Below are 25,074 nucleotides of genomic sequence, written 5' to 3'. Positions count from 1 at the left end.
AATATCATTCTGGCTCAACAATCATCGGCGTCACCGACAACTGCACATTGCGCGCCTCACCCGGATGATTGATCCGCCACAACAATTGCTCCACCGCCCGACGACCAATGACCCGTATCCCAAGATCAATTGTCACTGGTGCTGGCTTCAACCCCGTCAAAAAGTTTGTCTGGTGATCACAAGAAACCACCATCACATCCGTCATCGGATTGATCTCTTCCTCTATAAAAATAGGATAAAGCTCCGCAGTAAAATGATCTGACGGCACAAACATCCCCTCCGGCTGAGGCGATAATGATTTAAACTGACGTGCGATCATCCGGTAGAAGGCTGGCATACGATCGCGCTCCGGCAAGTGTTCGTGCAATACAGGATCATAATCCTCTCCCAAAACCGTCACCTTTGCGCCTGCCATCTCCGCGATATAACGAAACGCATGCACGCGATGCGCATACACACTAAATCGGCTAGGTGGCTTCACAGCTACCAAACGTGATTTACCTTGATTCAAAAAATACTCTGCCGCAATACGCCCCACCGCTTCATTTCCAAGCAGCACCTGATCATTATCCAAACTACTGTGCGATGTGAGCCATACCTTTGGCAATGGCTGCAAACCCGTGATCACATGATCATCAACTTCTGAACCTGCAAGCAACAAACCATCCACTTGCATCCGCTTCACAAGTGGCGGCACACGATCGTGCTTCTTCACTTCGGCAAATAGCAAGTTCATTCCCTGGTCTGCAATCGCCGATGACACACCACATAACATTTCCGCAAACATCTGCGGATATCGCAAATGCCCCTCATCCAACATCAGCAAACCAATCGTCCCTGTCGAGATTCGTTCTCGCCCTGCTTTACGAACTCCAGGTCGCTGAGACAACGGCCGAGGCTTGTAACCAATCTGATCCATCACCCGCAACACCGTCCGCACTGTCTGCGCCGATGGCCCCGGCTGACCGTTAATAATCCGAGAAACCGTCGATTTGGAAACACCCGCAACCTTTGCAACATCTTGGATACTCATATCCTATTTGTAGCACACAGATATACCCGCAACAAAGAATTTTCATAAACATTTATGCAACAAATGTGACTGAAAAATCAACTTAATACCATGGTACAAATAAATTTACAGAAAACACGTCCGCTCCCATGCGACATATGTTGCAAACTTTACACAAATAGCCAGCATCCCAAATCCGGCCGCCAACCAAATAATTTTGTTCCATTCTGCCAAACGAAACGTGCATTATGAACGTGCAGTAACCGCCCGAACAGCTTGGCTGTTCTCCATCGAACACAGCGAAACCATATCCTCGGTAAATGCCGCCATACGATCCTTGCGAAGCTTCAAGTAGCGGTGCTTCCCATCAACGTCCGCATGAAAAATCGCATAACCTTCATCAGTTACCTCAACCCGCCCCGCCTGCGAATAATCGAAATACACACCTGGCCTCACCGCTTCCATCAACGTCGTCTGATCCCACGATGGTCGATCATATGGCATCGGTTTGTAGTGACAATATGCCTCTGCAACCGGATGATGCTTTACCCAACGATAGTCTTGCTCGATACTCGCAGCTGGATAACACAAGGCACTACCGATCTCATATCCACTAAAGTCAATCGGCACAGGACATCGATTAAAAAATGCTACCGCACCCTCCACATCACAATGGATATTGTATTCGCGACTTCCCATTGTCGGTTTGGCCTGCACGCTCGCACTAAAATCGCCCGCCATTGCATAAACCTTCTTAACCTTCTTCGCAAATAAAGCACGGCCATCCAGTTCGCTCGTTGCATCTCCTACGCTTTCAAATAACTGCTTCATATTAGTTGAAAAACCAATCATCACAATAACAATATTCTTATCTTCAGCTTCTACCAGTGTCCGCCTTAACATCGGAACGGCATCTTCATATGCAGATTGAGTTAGTGGGTATCTCGCCGCTCCCTGATCCTTGGCTGTACAGATTTCTTTGATAAACGTCCGATTGTTCGGCGTCACCCCGCCCTTCACCATCCCGATAGGCACATCGCTCCGACCATAAAACGTGTTCACTGCATCCACATACTTCGGCGCATAAACATTATCCTTGCACACCGACACCCCTACCAGTTCACACTCGCCTCGACTCTGCATCCCGTGCAACATTGCTAATGTCAACGCATCATCAATATCATTACCCATATCCGTATCAAGGATGACTTTTACCACTGGATCACCACACTTTCCATGATTCACACCATACCTTATCCACAACATAACACGGAAGTATTATCATTATCCTAATGTTTGTTATATCAACTAATTAATTTGTCTTTATAAATTCAACGCAGCGCACAACGATAGCAACCGCTTTCTCAATATCCCTTCTCATGCCTCGGTCATTTTCATCTCAACCATCACCCGGCACCAACTCTGGCTCAACCATCACCCGCACCCTCTGCTCATCTTCACGGTTATCTATCCGCCAGAACAACTGTTCCACAGCGCGCTGCCCCATCGTCACTGATCCAATGTTCACACTCGCCGGCCGAGGATTCAAGCCAATCAGTGCTGCTTTTTCATCATCACAGCCCACAATCTCCAAGTTCCGACCAGGACGCACACCTCGTTTATCCAATACGCGGTACACCATCGCCACCTGCATATCGTGCGGTACAAACAGCCCTGTCACCCGAGGCTTATCCTTTAAAAACCGATCAACCACCTCAGTCACACGCTCTTCAAGCGCAATCACATCAAGTCCAATACCCCCCATTCCATCTGGCGAATCCGACAAATACTCCTTCACGGCACACCGTCGCGACCCTGCGACAAACTTAAAATACTCCGTCCGCAAATCCATCGCCGAATTCTGCGTTAGCGCATTGAGAATCCCAAGCTTCTCATGCCCACGATCCATCAGATACTCTGCCGCAAGCCGGCCCACCGCTTCATTCCCCGCAAGCATCATATCCCCGGTCACATCGTGGTGCGACGTCAGCCAAACTGATGGCACGTCCTCGATTTTTTCTAGTACCTCTTCGCTTGGCTCATGGCCAATCAATACCAATCCACTCACTTGGCGGTTTGCCACAGCTGTTGGCAAATCCTTCACATCTTTCACATGCGCCAAAATCATGTCCAACCCTCGCGCCCTTAGCGCCTGCTCGACCCCCTTCAACATAAGCGGGCATGTCGAAGCATAGTGATGGAACATGTTCACATGCACAATCAAGACTGCCACTGGCAATTTCGCCCCCTTCGACCCACTCTTACGCTTACGGCCACTTGGCTGATAATTCAGCTTACTCATGGCTTCGCGCACACGATCGATATTGTGCTGCGAAACCGAAGGGTAATTGTGGATCACCTTCGAGACCGTTGCTTGAGAGACTCCTGCTAGTGTTGCAACTTCTAATAATGACATAACTTAATTCTAATTCACATACTAATAGGCGTCAATTAATTTTCCGCCCATATTTTCTGGAATTTTCCCACATATTCTCATTCCAGCGATCTCATTTGCCAGACTATCGCTCAACAGCAACCTATATATAGCACCGGCTCCAGTCGATTTTCTCAATTTTTCGGTGAACGATCATCTACATTACTGCCTTACAATTAATTCATCCAATTCCCCTTTCAAACCGCGACCGATGATCGCCTCCACGCCCCGCGGTGCTGATGCTGTCGTCCCATGACCATACTCCGTACGTCCCTTTTGTAGCTTCCCATCTACACGCATCCGCATTTCCCCATCTTTAACAATTAACTCAAACCGATGCCACTTACCATCATCCACGCGATGATCGCTCTTCAACGTAACATCATTCTCACGCCCTGGCCCGTTCACCGTAAACATCAATCGCCCACGATAAGTTCGATCTGCTCGGCCTATAAATGCTGCAAAACCACCGCCACCATGCTGACTTTCAATCAGCATCATATTCGGCCCCACATTCATCGGTACACGAAATCGTCCCGTGACCACAAAGTCATCTCGCCCAAGCTGCAACGATGGCACATCTTCACCCAAATGAATTCCCGCACAATTCTCACCACTAAACTTTGCAATGTACCCATCCACTGCATCACTACCCATCTTCTTCACTAACTCAACGCCCTCTCCCACATTCCCATGCGCTATTCCAATCTGATCATCCACAAATCCATCCGCATCTTCAAACGTCCAATGCGCCACCATTTCTAACTGCTTCTTCTTTAACTGCGCATCCTTATCCGGCGCTGCCGCACCATCCACCGTCCAGATCGTTGATGCAATAAACTCAGCCGGGTGTGATTCGGTTGTGTGATAATAAACCGCTGTAATCCGTCCATCGCTTCGCAAACCTGCACGCACATAACCCAAGTCCCATTCCCGGCCATCATCTCGTAACATCACCTCCCTCGACCATGTTACTCCACCATCCTCACTCACCTTTGCACGGATACCATAAGGCTCACCACGATAACCGTAAATAGCTGCAATTCTTTGCCCGCCCAACGATACCAAACTTGCCGGATTATTATTCTTATCAAATAGCTGACTTATCTTTCGCCACGTCTTGCCTTCATCATCGCTCGCCACAACATCAACCCATTTATGCCGATTAATCCGCCCGCGCACAGCAGCAAGTACCGTCCCATCATCCAGCTTCATTACGCCTGGCATTAGCGCATACGCTGGCAACACTCCACCTTTAAGCTTCTCATATCCTTTATACGGATCTTCTGTTAACCATCCCAGATTTTCGAAAGTCTTGCCGCCATCACTCGTTTTCACAACCAACGTACGACCATGCTCCCCTTTTTCTCGCGGCATATTCGTCACCGAATAAAACAACAGCATCGTCTGCGAATCAATTACCACATAATTCGTCCGCGCCATCAGCCTATTAAAACCGAAGCTCGGCAAGTGATACGGACCCTGCCATACTCTTCCCCGATCCTTTGTCACCCAGAATTTATTCCACCGCATTTTCATGCCAAAACTATCATCTGTAAACGAAATGCCACCCCCATAATCAATCGCTTTTTTAATCGCAGGATAGCCAAGCTTTTTCTTATAAACACCAGCCTCATCTAATCCACCGGGCGTACTTATCTCCGGATGCTCTTCAATCGCCCACGTTTTCCCTCCATTCAAACTTCGCGCAAAGTTTATCCACATATATGTATTCTTATCGATGTTGTGAAAATCATCGCGCTGCTTGATCTGCGTCACGTTAAACCCAACCAACATTTCGTTACCCCACTGCCAGAACCCTTCATTCGCTGGCCAACCCGCAAACTCTCCCTCATTTGCATACACCACCCCATGCTCAACATCGACTGCACCAGCTGCATGTAAATCTAAAGCCCACAACATCCCCAATAATCCAGCACATACACATAACAAGACGTTCTTCACATCAAGCTCCATCATCCATCTATGATTCGTATCACATTCAGTAAACCAATCCAAAGCTTACTTCACTGGTGGCGTCCAGATTGTCGCTGCAATATGGTTCGCCTTCAGCGATTCGGTCGTGTAGTAATACACGATCACAACTTGCCCCTTCGAGTTCACCACAGCTCGCGTGTAACCCAAGTCCCACTCTCGCCCATCATCACGAAGTACATATTCTTTCGACCAGGTTCGACCACTGTTTTCGCTGATCTTCGCTCGAATCCCATATGGCTTCAACCGGCTTCCATACACAATCGCCACACGCTTCCCACCCAACGACACTAAACTCACAGGATTATTATTATGCTGCACAGGCAAACTCAAATCGCGCCATTTCCTCCCCTCATCTTTCGACATCACCACATGATTCCATTTCCCACGCCCTACCCGTTCGCGCATCCCTGCAAGCATCTTGCCATCTTCTAATTCAATCACACTCGGCATAAGCGAAAATGCTAGACGCACATCCGGCTTCACCTTACGATCGCGTAGCATCGGCTCCTTGGTCAACCACGCTACAAATTCAAACGTCTTGCCCCCATCACGCGTCTCCACCATCATCGTCCGCGCATGCTCTCGTTCCATCGCAGGTATATCTGATACTGACAAAAACAACCGACATACCTGCGAATCAACCACAAGATAATTCGTCCGCGCCATCAGAAATCGATGCCCAAAATCCGGCAATTTGAATGGACCACTCCAATCATGACCACGGTTGGTTGAAACATAGAACGTCGAGCCACGAACCTTCATGGCAAAATCCGGATGCGTGAAATCAAATCCACCCGGGCTTGGAACCGGATCTTTCACACCTTCACGCTTCTGCAAATGCTTGGTAGGATCCCCCAGATATTCTGGCGGGCCGATCTCCAAATGCTCTTCTGGCGTCCATGTCTTGCCACCATCCAAGCTTCGCGCAAAAGCAATCCGCTTCGTAGCATCACGATTCAGATTATGCCCTTCATGCTCTTCATAGGCGGTCACTTCAAAACCAACCAGAATCTCATCGCCCCACTGCCAAATACCTTCATTCGCCGGCCAACCCGCAAACTCCTTTGGATTTGAATACACCACAACATGCTCAATACCCGAACCCTTCACATCTGTCGCACCAACTGATATGCATCCACCCAGCATGCCCATAACAACCAACAAACAACCCAGCAATTTCATTGATTCATCCTATAAATATAGTATAAGTAGCATACAGCATTCATTTTCGTACAGGCATCCGCACGTTATATCCCGTACCAAAACGTTTCGCTGTGATATTTTCCATCTGCTCGTCATCACCTTGCAGCAGCTCAACGTGACCGTCAGTAAAACCATAATTCGCTTCAATTTCATCACGCGCCTCGTCAGCAGCATCCCGAAGATAGAACTGCGAAACACCATAACTGGCCGACGGATTAAAAGTTTGTTCATTCACACTGTAATTAGTTGCCGGCGTGTGATTGAATCGTGAATACGTCCCATCGTAACTCATCCGATCCATCACAAGCACTGACACGTCCATATCATCATACTTCCAACGCACCTCCGACCGAATCCATGGCTCAATATAAGGATCTGCTTTCGAGCTGTCGTACTGATAGAAATAGCCCGGTGTCAATTGATAATCAACATAAATTCGCTTGCTGTTCATCGGAATCGCATCAACTGATTTATCCCAAGGCTCAAGGAACGGACACGTAAAGAAATTCACATCGCCAATGTAATCCGCATACAACGGTCGCAAATCAAATGGCTTATGCGTAGAAGAATTTGTCAACGCAATCTGCTCTGGAACAAGCGCACTAGCTGCATTCTCGTATAAGTGCACTGGCATACGACCCTCATCTGCCTCATACGCAAACATCGCACCCGCAATCGATCGCACATTTGACATACATTGAACCATCGTCGCTGCCCGACGCGCCTTGCTCAAAGCCGGCAACAAAATTGATATAAGTAATGCAATAATACTGATGACAACGAGCAGTTCGATAAGAGTAAAAGCTTTTTTTCTAACCATCACACACACTCCATTCTAAAGCTTCAAGAGATGATGAAACAAGTGAAAATCGATTGCAGATCTCCATCCGCAACCGATTGAAAACTCAATTATGTCATTTACGACGGCGTAAGGTCACCAGCATTCCACCAAGACCCAACAAACCAAGACTGGCTGGCTCAGGTACTGGAACACCTTGCTGCCAAAGGTCATAAAGTTCACCATCGGTTAGGTTACCGCTGCCATCTAATGTCGCATCCGGAGCATGGGTAAAAACAGACCACTCATCCAATTCACCGGTATATCGAAGCGTACTACGATTACCAAAGCCTGCCGGTGCACCACCTGTAGCCGAAGCACTGCTTGCCCCCATTGATGCTGTATCCGCTTGCTGAACGCCATCAACAAACATTCTAAGCGTACCGCCATCATTGATTGCTGCAATCCAATGCCATTCGTCATCATCTAATCGCACATCAGAAAAAATCTGAGCCCCGGTCTTACCAACGGTGAAGAACACTTTTCCCCTACGACTGCGGTCTGCACGACCAATATCTAATGTCCAGCCTGTTGTGAAATTACTACGGATTTTTTGGAAAATTGGAATATCACTGTTCACTACATTTGTATCTGTCTTAAACCAACCCACAATCGCAAAATCACTTGTTCCAAGCAAGAATTCTGATGGCCCAGTCCCATCACCACCGAACGTTACCGTTGATGTCGTGCCATTAAATGAACCTGCGTTACCAAAACCGGTTGAACCCGCAACACCAGCGCCACTCGCAGCAAACGATACATCCGTTGCAATGCCATCTGCAGATCCAACATTGTCATCCAATGAGGTCGAACTCGCCGTCTCATCAAAATCATAATGTGCTACAAGCACAGCATCCGCCGAACCAACACCCAATATCAGTGCCGCCGACAAGCCAAGAATCCCAAATTTGTATGACATGTTTACCTCCTACGTGAAATGCGACATACCAAGAACGATCTAAACTTCAAAAACTCTTTGCCACACAACGTGACGTGAATAATGACTAACATTTCTCTTTGCAACGATTCAATACAGCAACTTCGCTTCAATTATCTGAACACACACAATTCATTTGCAACAACGCTATCTTTATTCGCACTCATAAAAGGCAAATGATCTTGACACTTCAATCATAATTCTGGGAATGAAAATTTCAAGAATATAATTAGATAAATATGGAAAATTTTCTTTTATTTTCGGAAAACACCTTCGGCTGTTTTTGCCAGCATTAAATACCCAAGGAAATCCCAAGATTCTTTGGGCGCAGCATAACCCCGCATAGCCTGCATAATCGCAAGCAATCTCATTGGTTACACATGTTTCACTGACAAATACCCCTCAGCCACCCTTAGAACGCAATCTCATTGAATCTACTCACACCTAAAACGGCGCCTCCGGCGTCTCTACCTCTTCACCTCCGACAACTGCCTCATCACTGGTACTTTTGGCAGCTTCAAGCGATCCTGCTTTTTCAACCTCTTCGCTGGCTCGCTTCAATGTCTCGACCATTGCCCCCAATTGCTCCTCCTGCCCCTGCCTGAATCCTGCCAGTTCACCAGCCACCTCTCCCTGATAAATCACCACTGTATGTGGCAGCGTCCCCTTGGGATTAAACACCCCAAATACTTCCCCCTGCTCATCTAGCAAAACATCCATCGAGTAGCCGGCGTCCTCCCAATACCCCGCGGCCTCCCATGACTGCTCCGCTACATTTACCGCCACCACTTTTACCCCTTTATCCTTAGATGCATCCGCAAAGGCCTGCATTCCAGGCAGGGCTTGCTGACAAGGGGGACACCATGTTGCCCAGAAGTCCAATACGACAATCTCATGAGCTTCATATAGATCCGCCAACCGCACCGGCTCACCCTCAAGATCCTTCAATTCAAAGTCCGGTGCTTTTTCACGTGCCTCTTTCTCAACCAGCCCCTGCTTCTTCGGCTCAGCCGGCGCTTCTTTCCCCTCCATATTCGCCCAGAGCGCTTCGAGAGAACTGAACCCTACCCGCCCCTCGGTTACAAACGCAAACATATCCTCATCCATTGGCTGGTTCACACGGACATCTTTATATAGGTAAGAATCGCTACGGAACTGCGACTTACGCTGCTCAAACATGTCTGCCTCAAACCGCACTTGCCGCAGTAATCCTGTTTTCTCATCCACACGCAACAGTAAATCCTCACCCACCATCGGCAGGTGCAATACCGTCACATCCGCCTTCCCCTTCACCGCCATCTTCTTCACTTCCGACACCATATACTCCGCCAACTCACTCACTGGCTCATCACTCAGCAGAAAAGCCACATCCACACAGTAAGGCACCTGCGATAAAATCGGCACCCCTCGTACCTGTGCATACCGCATCAATGCTTGGTAATTCAGATCCCCTTCCATCTCCATCACCAAATACCGATCGCCCCAAAAACCCGTATTTTCTAGGTACATTTTGCCCTCTTTGACCAGCATCACCATGTCTGGCCGATCAATCTTCAGCATCCCCCGCGCCCGATCGAAAGCAACATAAATCTCACCCTCTTGTTTATACACCCACCGCCCTGTCTTCTGATCAGCCGTATACTTCATCGTCGCCTGATACTGCTGCACCTCATGATATCTCGCCACTAGCGCCGATAAGGCCGCCTCTCCCTCTTGCCGCGATTGATCCTCCTGCAACACAATCACATCCCCCGTATCTGACGGCGCAGGCACTTGCGCCAGCCCAGCACTCGGCCACAACCCCATCACAAACACACATAACATCAAGCCGCACCATGGCGTCAACGCTATCCTTAGCCAGTCATTACGATGTTTCTTATGCATACCCGAAAACTCCATCACTGCCCACATCTCGCACTTCACACCTTACCAATCATCATGCTTCACCTGCAAGATTTTTCCAGCAGCCCAAGGCAATCTTGCCCGCCAAACTTGCATCATGCCCCATACTTATAAACAATATGCAATATGAAACAACAGTCATTTGAGCTCGACCACAACGGTCTCACCATCCGAGGCACACAATATCTCCCAAATCAAGCCGAGAACGGAAACCGTGTTCCCACCATCCTCTTCTGCCACGGCTTCACTGGCAACAGATTCGAATCCGGCTTTCTCTTTGTCCGACTTGCACGTTTCTTAACTCAGCACGGCTATGCCTCGATCACCTTCGACTTCCTGCACTCTGGCGAATCCGATGGTGCGTTCGAAAAAATGCTGCCCTCAGGCGAAATCGCTGATGCCCGCCGCATGACTGAATATCTTAAAGGCCTCACCTTCGTCGACCTCTCCCGAGTCGCACTGCTCGGTTTCTCTCTCGGCGGTTTTGTTTCTGCCGCCACAGTCTCCCACACTAACCTCTACAAATCGCTCATCCTCCTGGCTCCCGCCAATAGCAAAAAATACCGCCACCATGCTCAAACAAACGGATCTACCTCGTCAACGACTCACGGTCCTTTTAAATTACACCCAGAATACTACAACGACATCACCGGAATCGACACCCTAAGCCTCATCACGCAGAATCCTCGCCCAACCCTCATCATCCAAGGATCAAATGACGAGGCGGTCACACCCGCTGCCTCCGGTGAATACAGGGAGGCACTCACAGCCGCGGGCATCCCCAACACTTACACACTCATCCAAGATGCTGACCACGGCTTCAACCATCCTGACTGGCGCACTCAACTCCATGACCACGTCCTCTCACACCTACAACAAACCCTCTAAAAACCGTACATATCCACATCAGTCCACACACGCCGCGCGTCATTGTCATCGAAACTTCGCGGGCCTATCATAATCCCAATAAATAACCGTTTATCAGGAACCTCAGCATGGCCAGCCCAGACGACCGTCGTTACCTCGAATCTCACGAATGGCACAAGCTCGAAGGCGATGTCGTCACACTCGGCATCTCCCAATTTGCTGTCGATGAACTCACCGACATCACATACGTCGAAGCCATCGTCTCCGAAGGCACTACAGACAAAGGCGCCCCCGTCGCTGAGGTTGAATCCGTGAAGGCAACATCCGAAATCTACGCTGGCATTGATGGCGAAGTCATCGATGTCAATCAAGACGTCATCGACGACCCCTCCCTGATCAACCAAGACTGCTACGGCAAAGGTTGGCTGCTCAAGATCAAACCCGCGAACCCAGCTCAGCTTGACGCTCTGCTCTCCTCGGCTGACTACGATAAACTCCACGGCTGATCCCACAGCCGCCGGAAACTACTTTGGCAGGCAAACCAGCAAATATACCTCGCGCGGCCTATCAGCCGCGTTTTTCTTTGTCTGATATCTCGAAAACCCCCGCCAACGCCCTTGCCCAACAAGCATATTCCCGCCCCCTTTCGCCTCTGCGCCTCGCGCGTTAACATATTCACCTGATTGGAATTGAGTGCCCGCACCTGCCCGAACCTTTAATGGCAGGTCTCCGCGCGGCTGCGGTAACATTGGAGTCCCGGCAAACGCCCGGCTCGATGAACGAAATGGAATGAGTTCATGATTGTCGACATCAACACGCGCATCTGGGAATCCACAGAACAACTCGGCCCTGCTATCTCACAACAGATGCGCCGCCGGCACATCACGCCTTGGGACAAGCCCGCTCCATCATCTGACGCACACGCGGAAGCCATGGCCAAAGTTGAAACTGCCATCGTCCTCGGCTTTCGCTCCGAATATCTTGACGCCAACATCCCGCATGAAAAAGTTGCGGAATACGTGGCGCTTGATCCCGCAAAATACCTCGGCTTCATGGGCATCGATCCTTCTGCAGACAAGCCCATCCCCTCACTTCAAAAAGGCCTCGACCTCGGTCTCGTTGGCGTTACCATCTCTCCCTCCGCACAAGGCTACCACCCCGCCGACACACGCGCCATGGAACTCTTCGAAGCATGCGAAGCGCAGAACATCCCTGTCTTTATCGAGTTCGATGCCATGCTCGCCCGTGACATCAAAATGGAGTTCGGCCAACCCTACCTTCTCGACGAAGTCGCACGCACCTTCCCCGCACTCAACATCATCATGACCTCACTCGGCCACCCTTGGGTCGAACAAGCCATCGCACTCATCGGCAAGCACCCCACTATTTACACCGACCTCTCCGATCTGGTCCGCCGTCCATGGCAACTCTACAATGCGCTGCTGCTCGCCCATCAGCAAGGCGTCACCAACCAGATCATCTTCGGGTCAGGCTTCCCATTCTGCACACCTGAAGAAGCCATCATGACCCTCTATTCCGTCAATACCCTCGTCCAAGGCATGCACCTCCCCTCAGTCCCCCGCGAAAACATTCGCGCGATCATCGAACGGGACACCCTCAAACTCCTCGGTCTACAAAAACCAGATGCTCCTGCCACACACAACACCGAAGACGATCCACCACTCGAACTCGTCGTCGCCCCAGCTACCGAAACAACCACAACAGAACAAACCAATACCGACGCACCAGACGAAGATCAGGAGCCCTCCGCGTGAGCATCTCATCATCCACCTCCCCGCGTATCACAACCAGTCTCCTTGCCATCATGCTTGCCCTGTTCTCCGGCTGCACCACCGCATCGCTCCCCTCTCTCCCCGTTGTCTCCGGCCCCGGTGCCAAGATTGATGTCACATCACAAACTCACCCTGAAGCATCACGATCCTTCAAATTCGATCAAGCACTCTATAACGTCGACGACAACAGTGACGTAACCATCCTCCTCATCCAAGGCACAGCTGAAAACCCCACCGCCGTTCTCACCGCGCGGATGTTCTGGACCCCTATTCCTGCACAGACCCCCATCGACCAAACTGCCACCAACGCCACCTTCCACCTAGCCCTCTATAACGATCAACCCGATGGTTCAAAAGCATGTGCCGTCTACGCAGGTGCCGGCTTCCTTTACCTCTATAATAACGCAGGTAAGTCAAAACTCTCTGCTGGCATCTGGGAAGCCAACCTCCGACTCGCCGACGCCACCACCAACCATAAAAACGTTTACGACAAGTCCAAGCTTGATGGTAAGATCATCGCCCTCAAGAACAGCACCCTACTAAGCGAGAACCTCGCCACCATTAATCAGATCACCGCACAATATCTCGGCTATCCACGTTTCATGATGAACCCTTCTTCACCATTCATCACGCCCCCATCTGATCAGCAACTAGCCCGCTCATACTAACAATCCTCTACCCATCACTTTTATACACAAGTCCGCACACTCTGCGTGCATGTGGGTTATTGATGACATACCACTGCACCATCTACTCATAAAAAAACCACAGCAACTCGCTGTGGTTTGATTCATTATCTATAACAGATTACACCTATCCTACTCCTCATCCGGTGGTTTGATATCCGCCTGTGTATGTAGGTGTTCCTCAGGATGCTGAAACGTCACCACCTTAAATACACACCAACCCAAAAGCGTGGTCATCCCGCCCACCATGATGATCAGCATGATCCATCCGCCAATATTCATAGTTCCGCTCCTTTCTGCGAAGCCTCAAGCCGATCCCAACGGCGTACTGCCTCGGAGATGACAAGAACCAAAAAGACGATCATGAGTAAGATCAAACCAACACTGAACTGAGCCGTGCGATCATGCATAAGTGCGTACAAAGCAGTGTTTTCTGTCTTCTCCGGATCGACATAATTCGCATAGAAATTCGTGTACGCCCAGAAACCAAACACCGCCAGCAAATACAACGGCGAAATAAATTTCACGATCACAAGCACAAAGAACGGAATCGGTATCTCCGCCCCCCGATCAATCTCTTCCTTACCTTTACGGATGCCGAGTACCCAGCCAAACATAATCACCTGTATCGTTGCAAGCGTATAAATGCCCACTGTGCCGATCCAGAAGTCGATGGTGTCCACGCCCTTCGCGCCGGCGCTGAAGTACATCACGAACCACGCGCCACAGACTGTAATGAATCCAAGGATCGCCATAGATGCCCGCCGTCCAACGCCGAGTGATTCTTCCAAGAATGCAATCGCCGGCTGAAGCATTGAGATCGAACTCGTTGCCGCCGCCAAGAACAGCAGGAAGAAGAAGATGAATCCAATCCATCGCCCAAGCGGCATCGCATCAAAAACCTGCGGTAACGTGACAAAACCCAAGCCAAACGTTCCCGGAGGATTTTGCACTACACTTGGCCCAAGCATCACAAACGCAGCAGGTATCACAATCAAACCGCCGAGACACACTTCACAAAAACCATTCCCCGCAGCCGCCGTTACACTGCTCAGCGCTATATCATCGTCCTTTTTGAGGTAACTCGCATACGTGATGATGATCCCAAACCCAACCGACAACGAGAAGAAAATCTGACCCGCAGCCGCAAGCCACATTTCAGAATTATGTCTTGGATTAAGTGACTCCCAGAAACCGCGGCCTTCGGTATACGGATTGAACATATAACCCAAACCGTTGATCACTGTTTGGTCAGGAGCCGCAGGATCAACCGGCAACGTAAGCACACGAATCAACACCAAGATCGCACACACAATCAATGTCGGCATCGCAATCTTACAAAACAGTTCGATTCCTTTGCTCAAGCCCCGATAGATCAGATAAAAATTCAAGGCAAAGCAGATCGCCAAAAAGATGGTCGCATTCTTCATCGGATCGTCGAAGAGCGTTCCATCACCAGCAATCCCCGTAAACACATGAAAGAAACTCTCCGATTGGTCTGCCGTTTTGACCTCCGTCATACCGCCCGTCAAATACTGCCACGCATACCCCAAACACCACGCCTCTACAAACACGTAGTACATATAGATCATCACTGGAATCAGCGGCCCAAGCACACCAAAATACGCTCCCGTGCGGCTACGATTCGTGATCGCATGAAACACGCCCGGCGTCGAATTAAAACCAAACCGACCACCTCTTCTGCCCAACCCCCATTCCGAAATCGCGATCGGTAGACCCAACAACAAAAACGCCACCACATACGGCACCATAAACGCGCCGCCATACTCCGCAGCCAACCCAGGAAAACGCAAAAAATTACCTAAGCCCACAGCACTTCCTGTCACCGCTAAGATCACCCCGATCCGCGTTCCAAACGATTCCTTCGGCCGCTGAAGCTCTGACATGTAACATTCCTCGTGATATTGACGAAAGACCCGATCCCTTCATTCGCAGATGGTAAGCACAGGCGAATGGAAATCCCGAAATGATCGCAAACATAAAACTAACGTTTTACACGCATACCGCAACTATTTTTATCATTCTTCACAATCCCATACGCCCTTTCCAGTAGCGAAACTGGACCTCCCCTCATCTTTCACCGATCATATTCACTCCCAAACCACCACTCAGAATTCCGCCAAGTGTGAAACCCAAATATGAATCAACCCGATCAAAATCAACCTACTGAGCAAGAACGGCTTGCTGCTGAAGCACCCGCCGGCCCTATCTCCAAATGGGCTATCCACCGCCGCATGTACGACTGGGTTCTCTCATTCGCGCACTCCAAGCACTCAACCACGGCACTCTTCACTATCTCCTTCGCAGAATCATCCTTCTTCCCTATCCCACCCGACGTTCTGCTCGGTCCGCTCTGCCTCGGCAAGCGATCCAAGTCCCTCTACTTCGCCACCGTCTGTACCCTTGCCTCAGTCCTCGGCGCTTTCTTCGGCTATCTCCTTGGATACATCGCCATCGAAGCCGCCGTCGCCTACATCCCCGGCATTCACATGGGCCCCGAAGCATCCGAGAGCTGGAAGGATGTCAACGGCCTACGCAACGCCTTCGACGCCTACGGCCAATGGTTCGTCTTCGTCGCGGCACTCACGCCAATCCCATTCAAACTCCTCACCCTCACCGCCGGCGCCGCAAAGATGAACCTCCTCGTCTTCTTTATCGCCTGCCTCATCGGACGTGCCATCCGCTTCTACGGTGTTGCCATCGTCTTCTGGGCCATCGGCCCCAAAGCGGTTCCCTTCATCGACAAATACTTCAACCTCCTCTGCGTTATCTTTGTCGTCCTGCTCATCGGTGGATTCGCACTCATCAAACTTTTCTAGCCATAACACCACAAAACCACACCCCAATCACACCCTGCAAAACCCCTGCTTTTCCGCTAAAATGCCCGCTCCGACTTTACAAGATCATTCATCCTAACTTATGGATTGACACATGAACGTACTCGTCACAGGTGGTGCTGGCTATATCGGGTCACACGCAGTTAAACAACTCGTCGAAGCTGGCCACAACGTCTTCGTCATCGACAACCTTTGCATGGGACACCGTGCCGCCGTCCATCAAGATGCCACCTTCTATGAGCTGGACATCCGCGAAACCGAAGCTCTCACTGAGATTCTAAAAAAGAACAATATCGAAGTCGTCATGCACTTCGCCGCACTCGCTGTCGTTGGCGATTCCGTCACCGACCCCATCTCCTACTATGACAACAACACCCTCGGCTCACTCTCGCTCCTCAAAGCCATCAACGCCGCTGATATTAAAAAGCTTGTCTTCTCATCTACCTGTGCCACCTATGGCGAACCTGAAGAAGTCCCTATCGTCGAAACCTGCCCACAATCACCCATCAACCCCTACGGCACCTCCAAACTCGTCTTCGAATTCATCCTCAAAGACTACGCACATGCCAACCCTGACTTCGCCTATGCAGCGCTTCGGTACTTCAACGTCGCGGGCTCCGCAGAAGACGGTACTATCGGCGAAGACCACTCCCCCGAATCACACCTCATCCCCGTCATCCTCAACACCGTCCTCGGCAAACGTGAAAAAATCATCATCTTCGGCACCGACTATCCCACGCCCGACGGCACCTGCATCCGGGACTACATCCACGTCCAGGACCTCATCAGCGCACACATCACTGTCATGAACGCACTTCAGCCTGGAGACAACCGTTTCTACAATCTCGGCATCGGCAACGGGCTTTCTGTCAAAGAAATCATTGATGCTACCAAAGCAGTCACCGGCGTTGACTTCAAAGTCGAAATCGGTGACCGCCGCGAAGGTGACCCCCCCGCCCTCTACGCCAACCCCACCAAGATCAAATCCGAACTTGACTGGTCCGCCAAATATACCGACGTCAAACCCATCATCGAAACCGCTTGGAACTGGTTCAAAAACAATCCCAACGGCTACAACGACAAATAGTCATCCCAAACAACCAAACACAAAACCCCGCCGCCGCAGTGGGGTTTTTTCTTGATATCACCTACAATCCAAACATGAACACCAACCCCGAGCAACCACCTCAACCACAAGAGAACAACGACCAAACCACCGAAACATGGTCTCCACCCGCCGGCAGACTCGCCAAAGCCTTCGCCGTAGTCATGCTCGCGATCATCGCCATCGTTCTGCTGATCATGATCGCGTCACTCTTCTTCAATACAAGCAACTAAAAAATCCATGCCGTAACTCACGAGTGCTCCTCACGTTCATTCTCAAGCTGACGTTCAAACAACCGATCCCGCAGTTCTTCAGACGCTTCAATAATCGCGCGATGCGATGATTCACCATGCTCATCGAAGATCAGATCATCACCTGACACTCGCTCTTCAATATGCTCCGTATCAACCCATTCTGCTTTCGCTTCTGACACCTCATCATGTGATACTTCAACTGTCCGTGCCATCGCCGGCGCAAACCACACCGCGGTTATAAGCATCATCACAGAGCCTATCAAGCACCATCGCAACCCCAGCGCCTTTGTTGTTAAGTCACGATCCATCAATCGTTCGACGCGCATCCGTAAACCGGACCGCCGCCCCGCCATACACGGTACCGGAATGCTTCGATCCCGCTGAACCATCCAACCCGCAACTTCCGTCAAACAACGCGCCATCACCAGCGGATCTTCAACCTGCCCCGCCGCCCAGTCATCACACTGTTCCTCAGCCGCCATATATAAATCACGGGCTGCAACACGGAATAACAGCTGAAAAAAGAATACCGCTTTCAACACATTCAACAACCCAAGCTTAAACGTGTCATATCGCAGGTGATGAGCAATTTCATGTCCCAACATAGCGGACAATTCTTCTTGACCAAGTTCATCAAGCGCCCGCGACGGCATACAGATTTCCCGACCCTTTCCAAAACCAATCGCAATCGGTGAACCCAAATCATTACTACGTGTCAGTCGCGGTTTACGACGAAGACAAGCCCGTTGGCTCAAGTGATTAAGCGCAAGGTCAACATCATGATCTCTTACAAGGTCACGCCTAAGCAATCGCCTCCGGAAAACAGCAAGCCTGATCAGATAAAGCGTCAGCAAAATCCCCGCCCCCGCAAGCCAAACCCACGGTACCACACGAGACCAATTCACAGACCAGGACAACGTATCCGATGCTACAACAGCATCTCGATGGCTCGCCTCAACAGCTTCTCGTTCAGTAACTTCAACATCAATCGAACCACTCGCTCCAACAACCCCATCAACATCCACATGTTCAGTAGATGATACGATTGATCCCGGCATCGTAATCTGCCAAATCGCTGACTCACTACCCGTCATCAAACGCGCCGTCGGCGTCACCAGACTCGCAACAATCGCTGTGTACCAAATCACTTCTCGTAACCGCGCATGCATCCCTGGTCGCAATCGCAAAACAATCCATGCAAGCCCACACCATAACGTGCTATGCACAAGAAATGTCATCAGCCAAACGATCATCGCTTGCCCTCTTTTTTCTTGGCCGTCTTCTGGGATGCAAGACGTGCCTTGAGTTCATCTATTTCTGAAGCATCAATCTCACCTGCATCGATCAGATGATTCACCAACGCTCGGCTGTCCCCAGAAAACATCCGCTTCACCAAGTCTACTACCATCCCTTCGCGCGCCTCGGATTCCGCAATCAGTGGATGGTAGATAAATTGCCGGCCGTTTTCACGATGCGCAACTAACCCACGCTCTTCCATCTTCCGTAACATGGTCTTGATCGTCGTGAGCGCCAAGCCACGATCTACCAAAAGCGCATGTACCTCACTTGCAGCAGCTTCTTCGCGCTCCCATAAAACCTGCATGATGGCAAACTGCAAATCTCCAAGTCTGTGCTTCTGACTCATGGTTTTCTTTCGACAAAAGTTTTCGTCATTGTACCAGTTCATTACTGCGAAATGAACGCCCATGTTTGACATGTAGCGTCCATTCGTCTCGAGAGAGATAGTCATATTAAAAGGCCGCGAAGAACCAAAATAACCCTCCGCGGCCCTTCCATCAGCTAATCTCGATTTCGTCGTGTAGCGTATCGCAACGACTGAATTTCTTGCGTGAGCAGTTGCAGTTGGTTATATACCGGACGCAATGATGCTTCCTTCGGACGGCTATCGCCTTCACCTTCGCCGCCTGCACCATGTTCACCATCGCCTTCTTCGCTACCTGGCCCATGACCTTCTTCGTTACCATGCTCAGGGTGCGTCGTCCACCATGAAAATTTCTCGCCATTGGCTGCAAGTTCCACAGGCAACTTCTTACCTGGCTTCAGATCCATACGCTCAGTCGGGCCAAGCTCCGTACCGTTGGACAGGTGTACCTCAACACGCACATCCTTCAGCGTTTTCTTCGTAGTGTTCGTTACGATACCCTTGAATGCTTGTGTTGCGGGATCATAAACAATCACCAAGTGTGCACCCTTGCGTGTTCCATCATATTTCTGATTCTTTGCGATACGTGCCTTACCCTCTTCACCTGCACCGTCACCAACACCTTCGCCTCCACCCTCTCGGCCTTCACGCGCGCCATGGCTCTCACCACGTTCACCGCGACCTTCTGAGCGTTCGCGACCTTCTCGGTGCTCGCCACGTCCTTCACGCCCCTCGCGGCCTTCATGCCCTTCCGAACGTTCACCACGCGATGATCGTTCCGTTTTGATCCCAAGCTGCCGACGTAGCGCCTGCAAATCTAAACGGGCCTGTTTGACCTGCTTCATCAAAATCTCTGCATCTGTTTTACTCTCGCCACCATCACGCTCAGCATATGCCGTCAAGCCAACACCAACAGCAGCCAACAGCGTCAACGATGCAAGGGTGGTTTTTACGATCTTCGATCTCATCATCGGTCGGTCCTCTCAAAAGGTTACTTCACTCAGCCTCAGGAAGGTGCTGACGCACATTGAGGCTTGGGGCGGGATAACGACTACTTTGGTAATCGACTACCTTGGTAATCGTAATAAAGCAGACCAACACTGTCAAGAATTTTACGAATCGATTTTTCAAAAAAATTTCATCCCCCTCTCTATCAAAAAATACACTCCACTGCGCATGTGAAATGATTTAACCAGCAATATTTACAACTCATCCACAATCTCTCCCACCCCATTCAACCGCCAAACAACAAGACCGCTCGATCGCCTATCTAATAAAAAGTTAAAAGATCTACATTCGTGAACCTCTGGGATTCCGCGCAGCACGTGGCCCAAACCCCCACATCGGCGTACTTTTCATCAACACAAAACCAAGCGGTAAACTCAGTACCGTCGTGTAAACCAACATCATAAAGTACCGATACATCTGATCCGCGCTCTGCCACCCCGGCACCGGCTCGTTCGTCAGCCAACCCAACCCACGTAGCTTGATCATGAAAATCGCGACCAATGATGCAAAGATCCCGCACGCAAACACCATCACACTCATCGCCAGCACACTCTCACGAAAAACAAACCCGCGCATCTGCAGCACCGCAATCCCGCCCACCAAAAATCCCAGTGCATTCGGCCCCACTATCGGCCCGCCCGGTATCGTGCTCGACATCAAATCCACCACTACCCCTAATCCCAACATCACCCACAGCACCACATTCCCACGACCCATCATCACCACATAAACCCCAAGCACTAACAACAAACTTGGTGCCATGCCACCTAACCCTTCGGGCAACGAAATTAATGGCTTCGTCCCCATCTCCACTGCCAACAAACCATAGCTCACCAAAACTAGAATCAACCAGTTCATCGCATCCCCCCACTAATCACAAGATAGATACCCATCTGATTCATCACCTACTCCACCGGAATGATTACGTCCACACGTGTCAAACGATCTAGATTCACGCGTGGCTTCACCACCACACGCTTCATCAAAAACGGCGTCTTCGGATGATCTTCCACCACCTCCACTTCACCGACAATAAACGCCTTTGCTTCCTCCGGCCAGCTCCCTTGCTCATCACTCAAATGTACCCAATCCCCTTGATAAACAGGATATTCCACCTCTACATCTACGTAAAAATGTTTGCGATCTTCCGCCAACTCCAAGAATTCTTCGCGCCCAAATCGCTTCTCCAACTCCCGCGGTGCCATAAACTTCACACCCAGCGGCGGCGCACTCTCACTCGTCACCAACTGCACACGGCTCGTCAACACTCCCACATCCATCACCACACCCACCAAATCCCGCCCACGTGTCACAACCTGCCCCGGATGCACACCTTTGTTTGAACCACGATCTACCGTCAAAATAGGATTTAATTTATCCCCCGTGTTCATGGTTACGCGCGCATCAAGGAACGTCAGCCCGCCCAAGTCCCCACGTGTTTCCTGCACACCTCGCAGCTGCACAACCTCTTCGCGCAATCGCTCGTTCTCAAAGAGCAGCTGTGCGATAAACTTTTTCGCATCCGCATAATACGCCTGCAGATCCTCATACTTCTCAAGCTCTGGCACCACCCGCCCGGCATTCCCCTCGCCACCTGACATGCTCACCGACCATCCCAGCATCGTCCCACTCACCGGCGACAGCGTCGTCTGCAAGAAACCTTTTGGCAACATCGCCAGCATCCCGCCCCAACGCGCAGGCAACAAACTGCTGATTACCAACAGCACAACCACCACGCCCATCATCTTCGCTGTATTGCCTGACCTCTGAACCATAATCAGCCCGAGATTATAACCGCGATCACAAAACCCCGCCCTAACATTTCGCATGCTCATCTAACACCACAAAACTAGCTAATATCTGCTCAGACTCATTACTGCAACCATCAAGAATCTGAGGTGAAATTGACGGTTCAACCTCTCCTCGGCGCAACCAATATATATCCGCAGCGCACCCTTGAGCAACCAATGTTTCATTTATTATTATGGTATTGCATTATTCTTATCTTCCAGTTATCTTTAAGGCTATCGCAACATAAATGCGCATCGCACCACCTATAAGACATAAACGAAGATTCACACTGATTCTTAACTGTGTACCCATCTATCTGGGTTTCACTTCTGGCTCAGCACAACCGCTCATCAAAGCACGAACAGATTGTTTCATTCATCAGCCACCTGTACATCGGAGATAGAAGATGAACGTTCCCTTCCGACCCACCTCCCAACGTGGTGCATTCACACTAATCGAATTGCTTGTTGTCATATCTATTATTGCACTACTAATTGGTATTCTGCTGCCGGCACTCTCTGCTGCACGCAATACCGCACGCACCATTTCATGCGCTTCCAATATGCGGCAAGTTACCACAGCTCTACTCATTTATGCCACTGACAATCGTGACAGCTTCCCACCTAACGTTGCTGACAGTGCGCTCCCCGGCGGAGGTCATTTCTGGTACGACACCGAAATCCTCGGACAATACCTGCCCACCGGTAACCCTGAAAACACCGTTGAACTCGGTGGCGTCGTCATGCCCTGCCCATCAGACTCTGAGGAAGTCGCTCGCTCTTACACCATCAACGGATGGGCCTCCGGGAACATTGATGATGGGCTTCTCTCCGCAGGCAATTCGAATCAAAACTGGTACAACGGATGGGGCTCGGGTCTTAACCAATCCGGCATCCGCTTTGATGCATCCGTCAAAGAAGCCTCCAAAACAATCCTTCTTGTTGAAGCTTGGGCACAATGGCCCATCGCGGGCAAGTACTACACTGGCTGGTTCGTCGGCTCTTACTACAACTCCGCCAAGCCATACGGCAAATTCGTCAAAAACAACTACCCCTATAGTACCTATACAGGGCAAGCGGCCGAATCTGCCATCTGCTGGACCCGCCATGCAGAAACCGATGATTACTATGCCGGCAACGGCGCAGCGAACTTCACCTTCGTCGACGGTCATGTCTCTCTCTTCCAAGACGATGAACTCGTCGATCATTCCGACGGAATATCAACCCTCACCGCACTCTGGTCCGAATACGATTATAAAAATAATACACCCTAGCCTTCTCTTTACTACTTATGATCTTTGTAAAGCTGCGGCTTTCCACGCTAAGAAAGCCGCAGCTTTTTCGATCCAACATCGCGACCGTGGCGCAGCAAAACAGGCCGACAATCACGTCAGCCTGCTAATCATTCAATCTTATTGACCTATCACACTAGACTCACCTCTTCAATCACAGCTCGTCCATGTCAGACTCCATTGTCTGCTTCCACTCTTCGAGATGCTCAAGATAAATCGCAGTCCCACGTGCCACACACGTCAATGGGTCATCTGCAATGCGGCAATCCAATCCCGTGGCATTGCTGATTACCGTGTCAATCCCGCGGAGCAGCGCACCACCACCCGCCAGCACAATTCCGTTATCCACGAGGTCCGCCGCCAGCTCCGGCTCTGTCCGCTCAAGCGTCCGTGTCACCGTTTCAATGATCGCACTCAGCGGCTCTTGTAATGCCTCGCGAATTTCTTCACCGGTAATCACCGTTTTCCGTGGCAAGCCTGAGATCATGTCCCGGCCACGTACTTCCATGCTGCGCTCATCGCCATCTGGAGCGGCACTGCCAATCTCAATCTTGATGCGCTCAGATGTCTGCTCACCAATCATCAGGTTGTAAGCCTTCTTCATGTGATTGATGATCGCTTCATCCATATCATCACCCGCCACACGCACACTCTCACACTGAGCGATGTCTGCCAGCGACATGATCGCGACTTCCGTTGTGCCGCCACCGATATCAACGATCATGCTGGCTGTCGCTTCCACAATCGGAAGTGCGGCTCCAATACCAGCCGCCATGGGTTCTTCAACCAGATACACCCGCCGCGCCCCGGCTCGCTCGGCGCTGTCCAGCACCGCACGCTTCTCAACCGCGGTAATACCACTCGGCACCGCAATCACCACCCGCGGTTTTACCAGCGGGCGTTTGCCGTTTACTTTGCGGATGAAGTAGCCGAGCATCGCCTCGGTGATTTCAAAGTCTGAAATCACACCGTCTTTGAGTGGACGGATCGCAGTGATACTGCCCGGTGTTTTACCAAGCATTTCCTTGGCAACCCAGCCAACAGCATTTCCATTCTGTAGTACTTGGTTAGTCCCCTTCTTCACCGCCACCACACTGGGCTCGTTGAGAACGATACCCTCGCCGCGAACACACACTAACGTGTTGCAGGTTCCAAGGTCGATACCCATATCGACGCTGAACCAACTCATGATGTTATCAACTATCAAGACGCCGATCCCCTGTCTTTCTTTGGGTCGGTCTGGGCTGATATGTGACCTACGCTTTTAGTCATCAGCCTCCAAGTCCGTTCGGAGATTCGTAGGCTCCCTGCACCCCGCACTCCATCTCCCCGTCCTTTGCTCCCAGTACATCATCCCCTTGCTACTGGCGCTACAAACATCCCAATCTTTGCATTGCCAAAATCCCCCACATCACCAACAACAACATCCCCCTA

24 protein-coding genes are annotated in these 25,074 nt (G+C 50.5%); 8 read left to right on the top strand and 16 right to left on the bottom strand.

All coding sequences use genetic code 11. From position 1 onward, the window contains the following. Positions 1-4: 4 nt before the first annotated feature. The 8 genes from ACQ6WK_RS04320 to ACQ6WK_RS04285 form a co-directional block, all read right to left on the bottom strand. A complete protein-coding gene (locus ACQ6WK_RS04320) occupies positions 5-1,033 on the bottom strand; it encodes a LacI family DNA-binding transcriptional regulator (RefSeq protein ID WP_432799516.1) in 1,029 nt (342 codons plus the stop codon). A gap of 225 nt (positions 1,034-1,258) precedes the next feature. After that, positions 1,259-2,257: a nucleoside hydrolase gene (locus tag ACQ6WK_RS04315; RefSeq protein ID WP_432799515.1), complete on the bottom strand. Its 999-nt coding sequence runs from the start codon at positions 2,255-2,257 to the stop codon at positions 1,259-1,261. Between the two features lie 154 nt (positions 2,258-2,411). Then, positions 2,412-3,428: a LacI family DNA-binding transcriptional regulator gene (locus ACQ6WK_RS04310; protein WP_432799514.1), complete on the bottom strand. Its 1,017-nt coding sequence runs from the start codon at positions 3,426-3,428 to the stop codon at positions 2,412-2,414. A gap of 180 nt (positions 3,429-3,608) precedes the next feature. After that, positions 3,609-5,426 (bottom strand): exo-alpha-sialidase, encoded by a 1,818-nt coding sequence (locus ACQ6WK_RS04305; RefSeq protein WP_432799513.1) that lies wholly within the window; start codon positions 5,424-5,426, stop codon positions 3,609-3,611. 42 nt (positions 5,427-5,468) lie between these two features. Further along, on the bottom strand, positions 5,469-6,626 hold the full coding sequence (locus ACQ6WK_RS04300; protein ID WP_432799512.1) for a sialidase family protein: 1,158 nt from the start codon (positions 6,624-6,626) through the stop codon (positions 5,469-5,471). Positions 6,627-6,666: 40 nt separating this feature from the next. After that, positions 6,667-7,467 carry a prepilin-type N-terminal cleavage/methylation domain-containing protein gene (locus tag ACQ6WK_RS04295; RefSeq protein WP_432799511.1) on the bottom strand — a complete coding sequence of 267 codons (801 nt, stop codon included), beginning with the start codon at positions 7,465-7,467 and terminating at the stop codon, positions 6,667-6,669. Positions 7,468-7,561: 94 nt separating this feature from the next. Further along, positions 7,562-8,404 carry a LamG-like jellyroll fold domain-containing protein gene (locus ACQ6WK_RS04290; RefSeq protein ID WP_432799510.1) on the bottom strand — a complete coding sequence of 281 codons (843 nt, stop codon included), beginning with the start codon at positions 8,402-8,404 and terminating at the stop codon, positions 7,562-7,564. 462 nt (positions 8,405-8,866) lie between these two features. After that, complete coding sequence (locus ACQ6WK_RS04285; protein ID WP_432799509.1) at positions 8,867-10,306, bottom strand: TlpA family protein disulfide reductase; 1,440 nt, start codon at positions 10,304-10,306, stop codon at positions 8,867-8,869. A gap of 144 nt (positions 10,307-10,450) precedes the next feature. Between ACQ6WK_RS04285 and ACQ6WK_RS04280 the strand changes: the two genes are divergently transcribed. From ACQ6WK_RS04280 to ACQ6WK_RS04265, 4 genes are all read left to right on the top strand, one after another. Further along, a complete protein-coding gene (locus tag ACQ6WK_RS04280; protein WP_432799508.1) occupies positions 10,451-11,212 on the top strand; it encodes an alpha/beta hydrolase family protein in 762 nt (253 codons plus the stop codon). Between the two features lie 107 nt (positions 11,213-11,319). Next, positions 11,320-11,697 carry a glycine cleavage system protein GcvH gene (gcvH, locus tag ACQ6WK_RS04275; RefSeq protein WP_432799507.1) on the top strand — a complete coding sequence of 126 codons (378 nt, stop codon included), beginning with the start codon at positions 11,320-11,322 and terminating at the stop codon, positions 11,695-11,697. A 291-nt stretch (positions 11,698-11,988) separates the two neighbouring features. Continuing rightward, positions 11,989-12,966, top strand: a complete 978-nt coding sequence (locus ACQ6WK_RS04270) for an amidohydrolase family protein (protein ID WP_432799506.1) — start codon at positions 11,989-11,991, stop codon at positions 12,964-12,966. Further along, positions 12,963-13,652, top strand: a complete 690-nt coding sequence (locus ACQ6WK_RS04265; protein WP_432799505.1) for a hypothetical protein — start codon at positions 12,963-12,965, stop codon at positions 13,650-13,652. The genes ACQ6WK_RS04270 and ACQ6WK_RS04265 overlap by 4 nt, the downstream gene beginning before the upstream one ends. A gap of 150 nt (positions 13,653-13,802) precedes the next feature. Here ACQ6WK_RS04265 and ACQ6WK_RS04260 read toward each other — a convergent pair whose 3' ends face one another. Next, complete coding sequence (locus ACQ6WK_RS04260; protein WP_432799504.1) at positions 13,803-13,952, bottom strand: hypothetical protein; 150 nt, start codon at positions 13,950-13,952, stop codon at positions 13,803-13,805. After that, complete coding sequence (locus ACQ6WK_RS04255) at positions 13,949-15,577, bottom strand: sodium-dependent transporter (RefSeq protein WP_432799503.1); 1,629 nt, start codon at positions 15,575-15,577, stop codon at positions 13,949-13,951. Before ACQ6WK_RS04255 ends, ACQ6WK_RS04260 begins: the two co-directional genes overlap by 4 nt. Before the next feature lie 252 nt (positions 15,578-15,829). Here ACQ6WK_RS04255 and ACQ6WK_RS04250 point away from each other — a divergent pair, with 252 nt between their 5' ends. From ACQ6WK_RS04250 to ACQ6WK_RS04240, 3 genes are all read left to right on the top strand, one after another. Further along, positions 15,830-16,510, top strand: coding sequence for a YqaA family protein (locus tag ACQ6WK_RS04250; protein ID WP_432799502.1), 681 nt, complete (start codon positions 15,830-15,832; stop codon positions 16,508-16,510). A gap of 112 nt (positions 16,511-16,622) precedes the next feature. Beyond that, positions 16,623-17,615, top strand: a complete 993-nt coding sequence (gene galE, locus ACQ6WK_RS04245; protein WP_432799501.1) for a UDP-glucose 4-epimerase GalE — start codon at positions 16,623-16,625, stop codon at positions 17,613-17,615. A gap of 74 nt (positions 17,616-17,689) precedes the next feature. Next, complete coding sequence (locus tag ACQ6WK_RS04240; RefSeq protein WP_432799500.1) at positions 17,690-17,866, top strand: hypothetical protein; 177 nt, start codon at positions 17,690-17,692, stop codon at positions 17,864-17,866. Between the two features lie 17 nt (positions 17,867-17,883). Here the strand turns inward: ACQ6WK_RS04240 and ACQ6WK_RS04235 are convergent, their stop codons facing one another. The 5 genes from ACQ6WK_RS04235 to mreC all read right to left on the bottom strand — a co-directional run bounded on the left by ACQ6WK_RS04235 (position 17,884) and on the right by mreC (position 22,333). After that, the gene (locus ACQ6WK_RS04235) at positions 17,884-19,140 is read right to left on the bottom strand and encodes a M56 family metallopeptidase (protein ID WP_432799499.1); all 1,257 of its coding nucleotides are present in this window, start codon (positions 19,138-19,140) and stop codon (positions 17,884-17,886) included. Beyond that, positions 19,137-19,532: a BlaI/MecI/CopY family transcriptional regulator gene (locus tag ACQ6WK_RS04230; RefSeq protein ID WP_432799498.1), complete on the bottom strand. Its 396-nt coding sequence runs from the start codon at positions 19,530-19,532 to the stop codon at positions 19,137-19,139. Before ACQ6WK_RS04230 ends, ACQ6WK_RS04235 begins: the two co-directional genes overlap by 4 nt. 155 nt (positions 19,533-19,687) lie before the next feature. Further along, positions 19,688-20,521, bottom strand: a complete 834-nt coding sequence (locus ACQ6WK_RS04225; RefSeq protein WP_432799497.1) for a hypothetical protein — start codon at positions 20,519-20,521, stop codon at positions 19,688-19,690. Positions 20,522-20,840: 319 nt separating this feature from the next. Then, positions 20,841-21,416: a hypothetical protein gene (locus tag ACQ6WK_RS04220; RefSeq protein ID WP_432799496.1), complete on the bottom strand. Its 576-nt coding sequence runs from the start codon at positions 21,414-21,416 to the stop codon at positions 20,841-20,843. A gap of 47 nt (positions 21,417-21,463) precedes the next feature. Beyond that, positions 21,464-22,333 (bottom strand): rod shape-determining protein MreC, encoded by an 870-nt coding sequence (gene mreC, locus ACQ6WK_RS04215; RefSeq protein WP_432799495.1) that lies wholly within the window; start codon positions 22,331-22,333, stop codon positions 21,464-21,466. A gap of 422 nt (positions 22,334-22,755) precedes the next feature. Here mreC and ACQ6WK_RS04210 point away from each other — a divergent pair, with 422 nt between their 5' ends. Then, the gene (locus ACQ6WK_RS04210; RefSeq protein WP_432799494.1) at positions 22,756-23,622 is read left to right on the top strand and encodes a prepilin-type N-terminal cleavage/methylation domain-containing protein; all 867 of its coding nucleotides are present in this window, start codon (positions 22,756-22,758) and stop codon (positions 23,620-23,622) included. Positions 23,623-23,794: 172 nt separating this feature from the next. Here the strand turns inward: ACQ6WK_RS04210 and ACQ6WK_RS04205 are convergent, their stop codons facing one another. Then, positions 23,795-24,829, bottom strand: a complete 1,035-nt coding sequence (locus tag ACQ6WK_RS04205) for a rod shape-determining protein (RefSeq protein ID WP_432799493.1) — start codon at positions 24,827-24,829, stop codon at positions 23,795-23,797. Between the last annotated feature and the right edge of the window lie 245 nt (positions 24,830-25,074).

The organism is Poriferisphaera sp. WC338 (genome assembly GCF_050931845.1).
Lineage (GTDB): Bacteria > Planctomycetota > Phycisphaerae > Phycisphaerales > Phycisphaeraceae > Poriferisphaera.
This window is presented reverse-complemented; position numbering and strand designations above follow the sequence as displayed.

Excerpts from the sequence above, each read along its gene's own strand:
- ACQ6WK_RS04320 (WP_432799516.1), bottom strand. The coding sequence starts at position 1,033 with ATGAGTATCCAAGATGTTGCAAAGGTTGCGGGTGTTTCCAAATCGACG.
- ACQ6WK_RS04310 (WP_432799514.1), bottom strand. The coding sequence starts at position 3,428 with ATGTCATTATTAGAAGTTGCAACACTAGCAGGAGTCTCTCAAGCAACG.
- ACQ6WK_RS04305 (WP_432799513.1), bottom strand. The coding sequence starts at position 5,426 with ATGATGGAGCTTGATGTGAAGAACGTCTTGTTATGTGTATGTGCTGGA.
- ACQ6WK_RS04300 (WP_432799512.1), bottom strand. The coding sequence starts at position 6,626 with ATGAAATTGCTGGGTTGTTTGTTGGTTGTTATGGGCATGCTGGGTGGA.
- ACQ6WK_RS04295 (WP_432799511.1), bottom strand. The coding sequence starts at position 7,467 with ATGGTTAGAAAAAAAGCTTTTACTCTTATCGAACTGCTCGTTGTCATC.
- ACQ6WK_RS04290 (WP_432799510.1), bottom strand. The coding sequence starts at position 8,404 with ATGTCATACAAATTTGGGATTCTTGGCTTGTCGGCGGCACTGATATTG.
- ACQ6WK_RS04285 (WP_432799509.1), bottom strand. The coding sequence starts at position 10,306 with ATGCATAAGAAACATCGTAATGACTGGCTAAGGATAGCGTTGACGCCA.
- ACQ6WK_RS04280 (WP_432799508.1), top strand. The coding sequence starts at position 10,451 with ATGAAACAACAGTCATTTGAGCTCGACCACAACGGTCTCACCATCCGA.
- gcvH (WP_432799507.1), top strand. The coding sequence starts at position 11,320 with ATGGCCAGCCCAGACGACCGTCGTTACCTCGAATCTCACGAATGGCAC.
- ACQ6WK_RS04270 (WP_432799506.1), top strand. The coding sequence starts at position 11,989 with ATGATTGTCGACATCAACACGCGCATCTGGGAATCCACAGAACAACTC.
- ACQ6WK_RS04260 (WP_432799504.1), bottom strand. The coding sequence starts at position 13,952 with ATGAATATTGGCGGATGGATCATGCTGATCATCATGGTGGGCGGGATG.
- ACQ6WK_RS04255 (WP_432799503.1), bottom strand. The coding sequence starts at position 15,577 with ATGTCAGAGCTTCAGCGGCCGAAGGAATCGTTTGGAACGCGGATCGGG.
- ACQ6WK_RS04250 (WP_432799502.1), top strand. The coding sequence starts at position 15,830 with ATGAATCAACCCGATCAAAATCAACCTACTGAGCAAGAACGGCTTGCT.
- galE (WP_432799501.1), top strand. The coding sequence starts at position 16,623 with ATGAACGTACTCGTCACAGGTGGTGCTGGCTATATCGGGTCACACGCA.
- ACQ6WK_RS04240 (WP_432799500.1), top strand. The coding sequence starts at position 17,690 with ATGAACACCAACCCCGAGCAACCACCTCAACCACAAGAGAACAACGAC.
- ACQ6WK_RS04235 (WP_432799499.1), bottom strand. The coding sequence starts at position 19,140 with ATGATCGTTTGGCTGATGACATTTCTTGTGCATAGCACGTTATGGTGT.
- ACQ6WK_RS04230 (WP_432799498.1), bottom strand. The coding sequence starts at position 19,532 with ATGAGTCAGAAGCACAGACTTGGAGATTTGCAGTTTGCCATCATGCAG.
- ACQ6WK_RS04225 (WP_432799497.1), bottom strand. The coding sequence starts at position 20,521 with ATGATGAGATCGAAGATCGTAAAAACCACCCTTGCATCGTTGACGCTG.
- ACQ6WK_RS04220 (WP_432799496.1), bottom strand. The coding sequence starts at position 21,416 with ATGAACTGGTTGATTCTAGTTTTGGTGAGCTATGGTTTGTTGGCAGTG.
- mreC (WP_432799495.1), bottom strand. The coding sequence starts at position 22,333 with ATGGTTCAGAGGTCAGGCAATACAGCGAAGATGATGGGCGTGGTGGTT.
- ACQ6WK_RS04210 (WP_432799494.1), top strand. The coding sequence starts at position 22,756 with ATGAACGTTCCCTTCCGACCCACCTCCCAACGTGGTGCATTCACACTA.
- ACQ6WK_RS04205 (WP_432799493.1), bottom strand. The coding sequence starts at position 24,829 with ATGAGTTGGTTCAGCGTCGATATGGGTATCGACCTTGGAACCTGCAAC.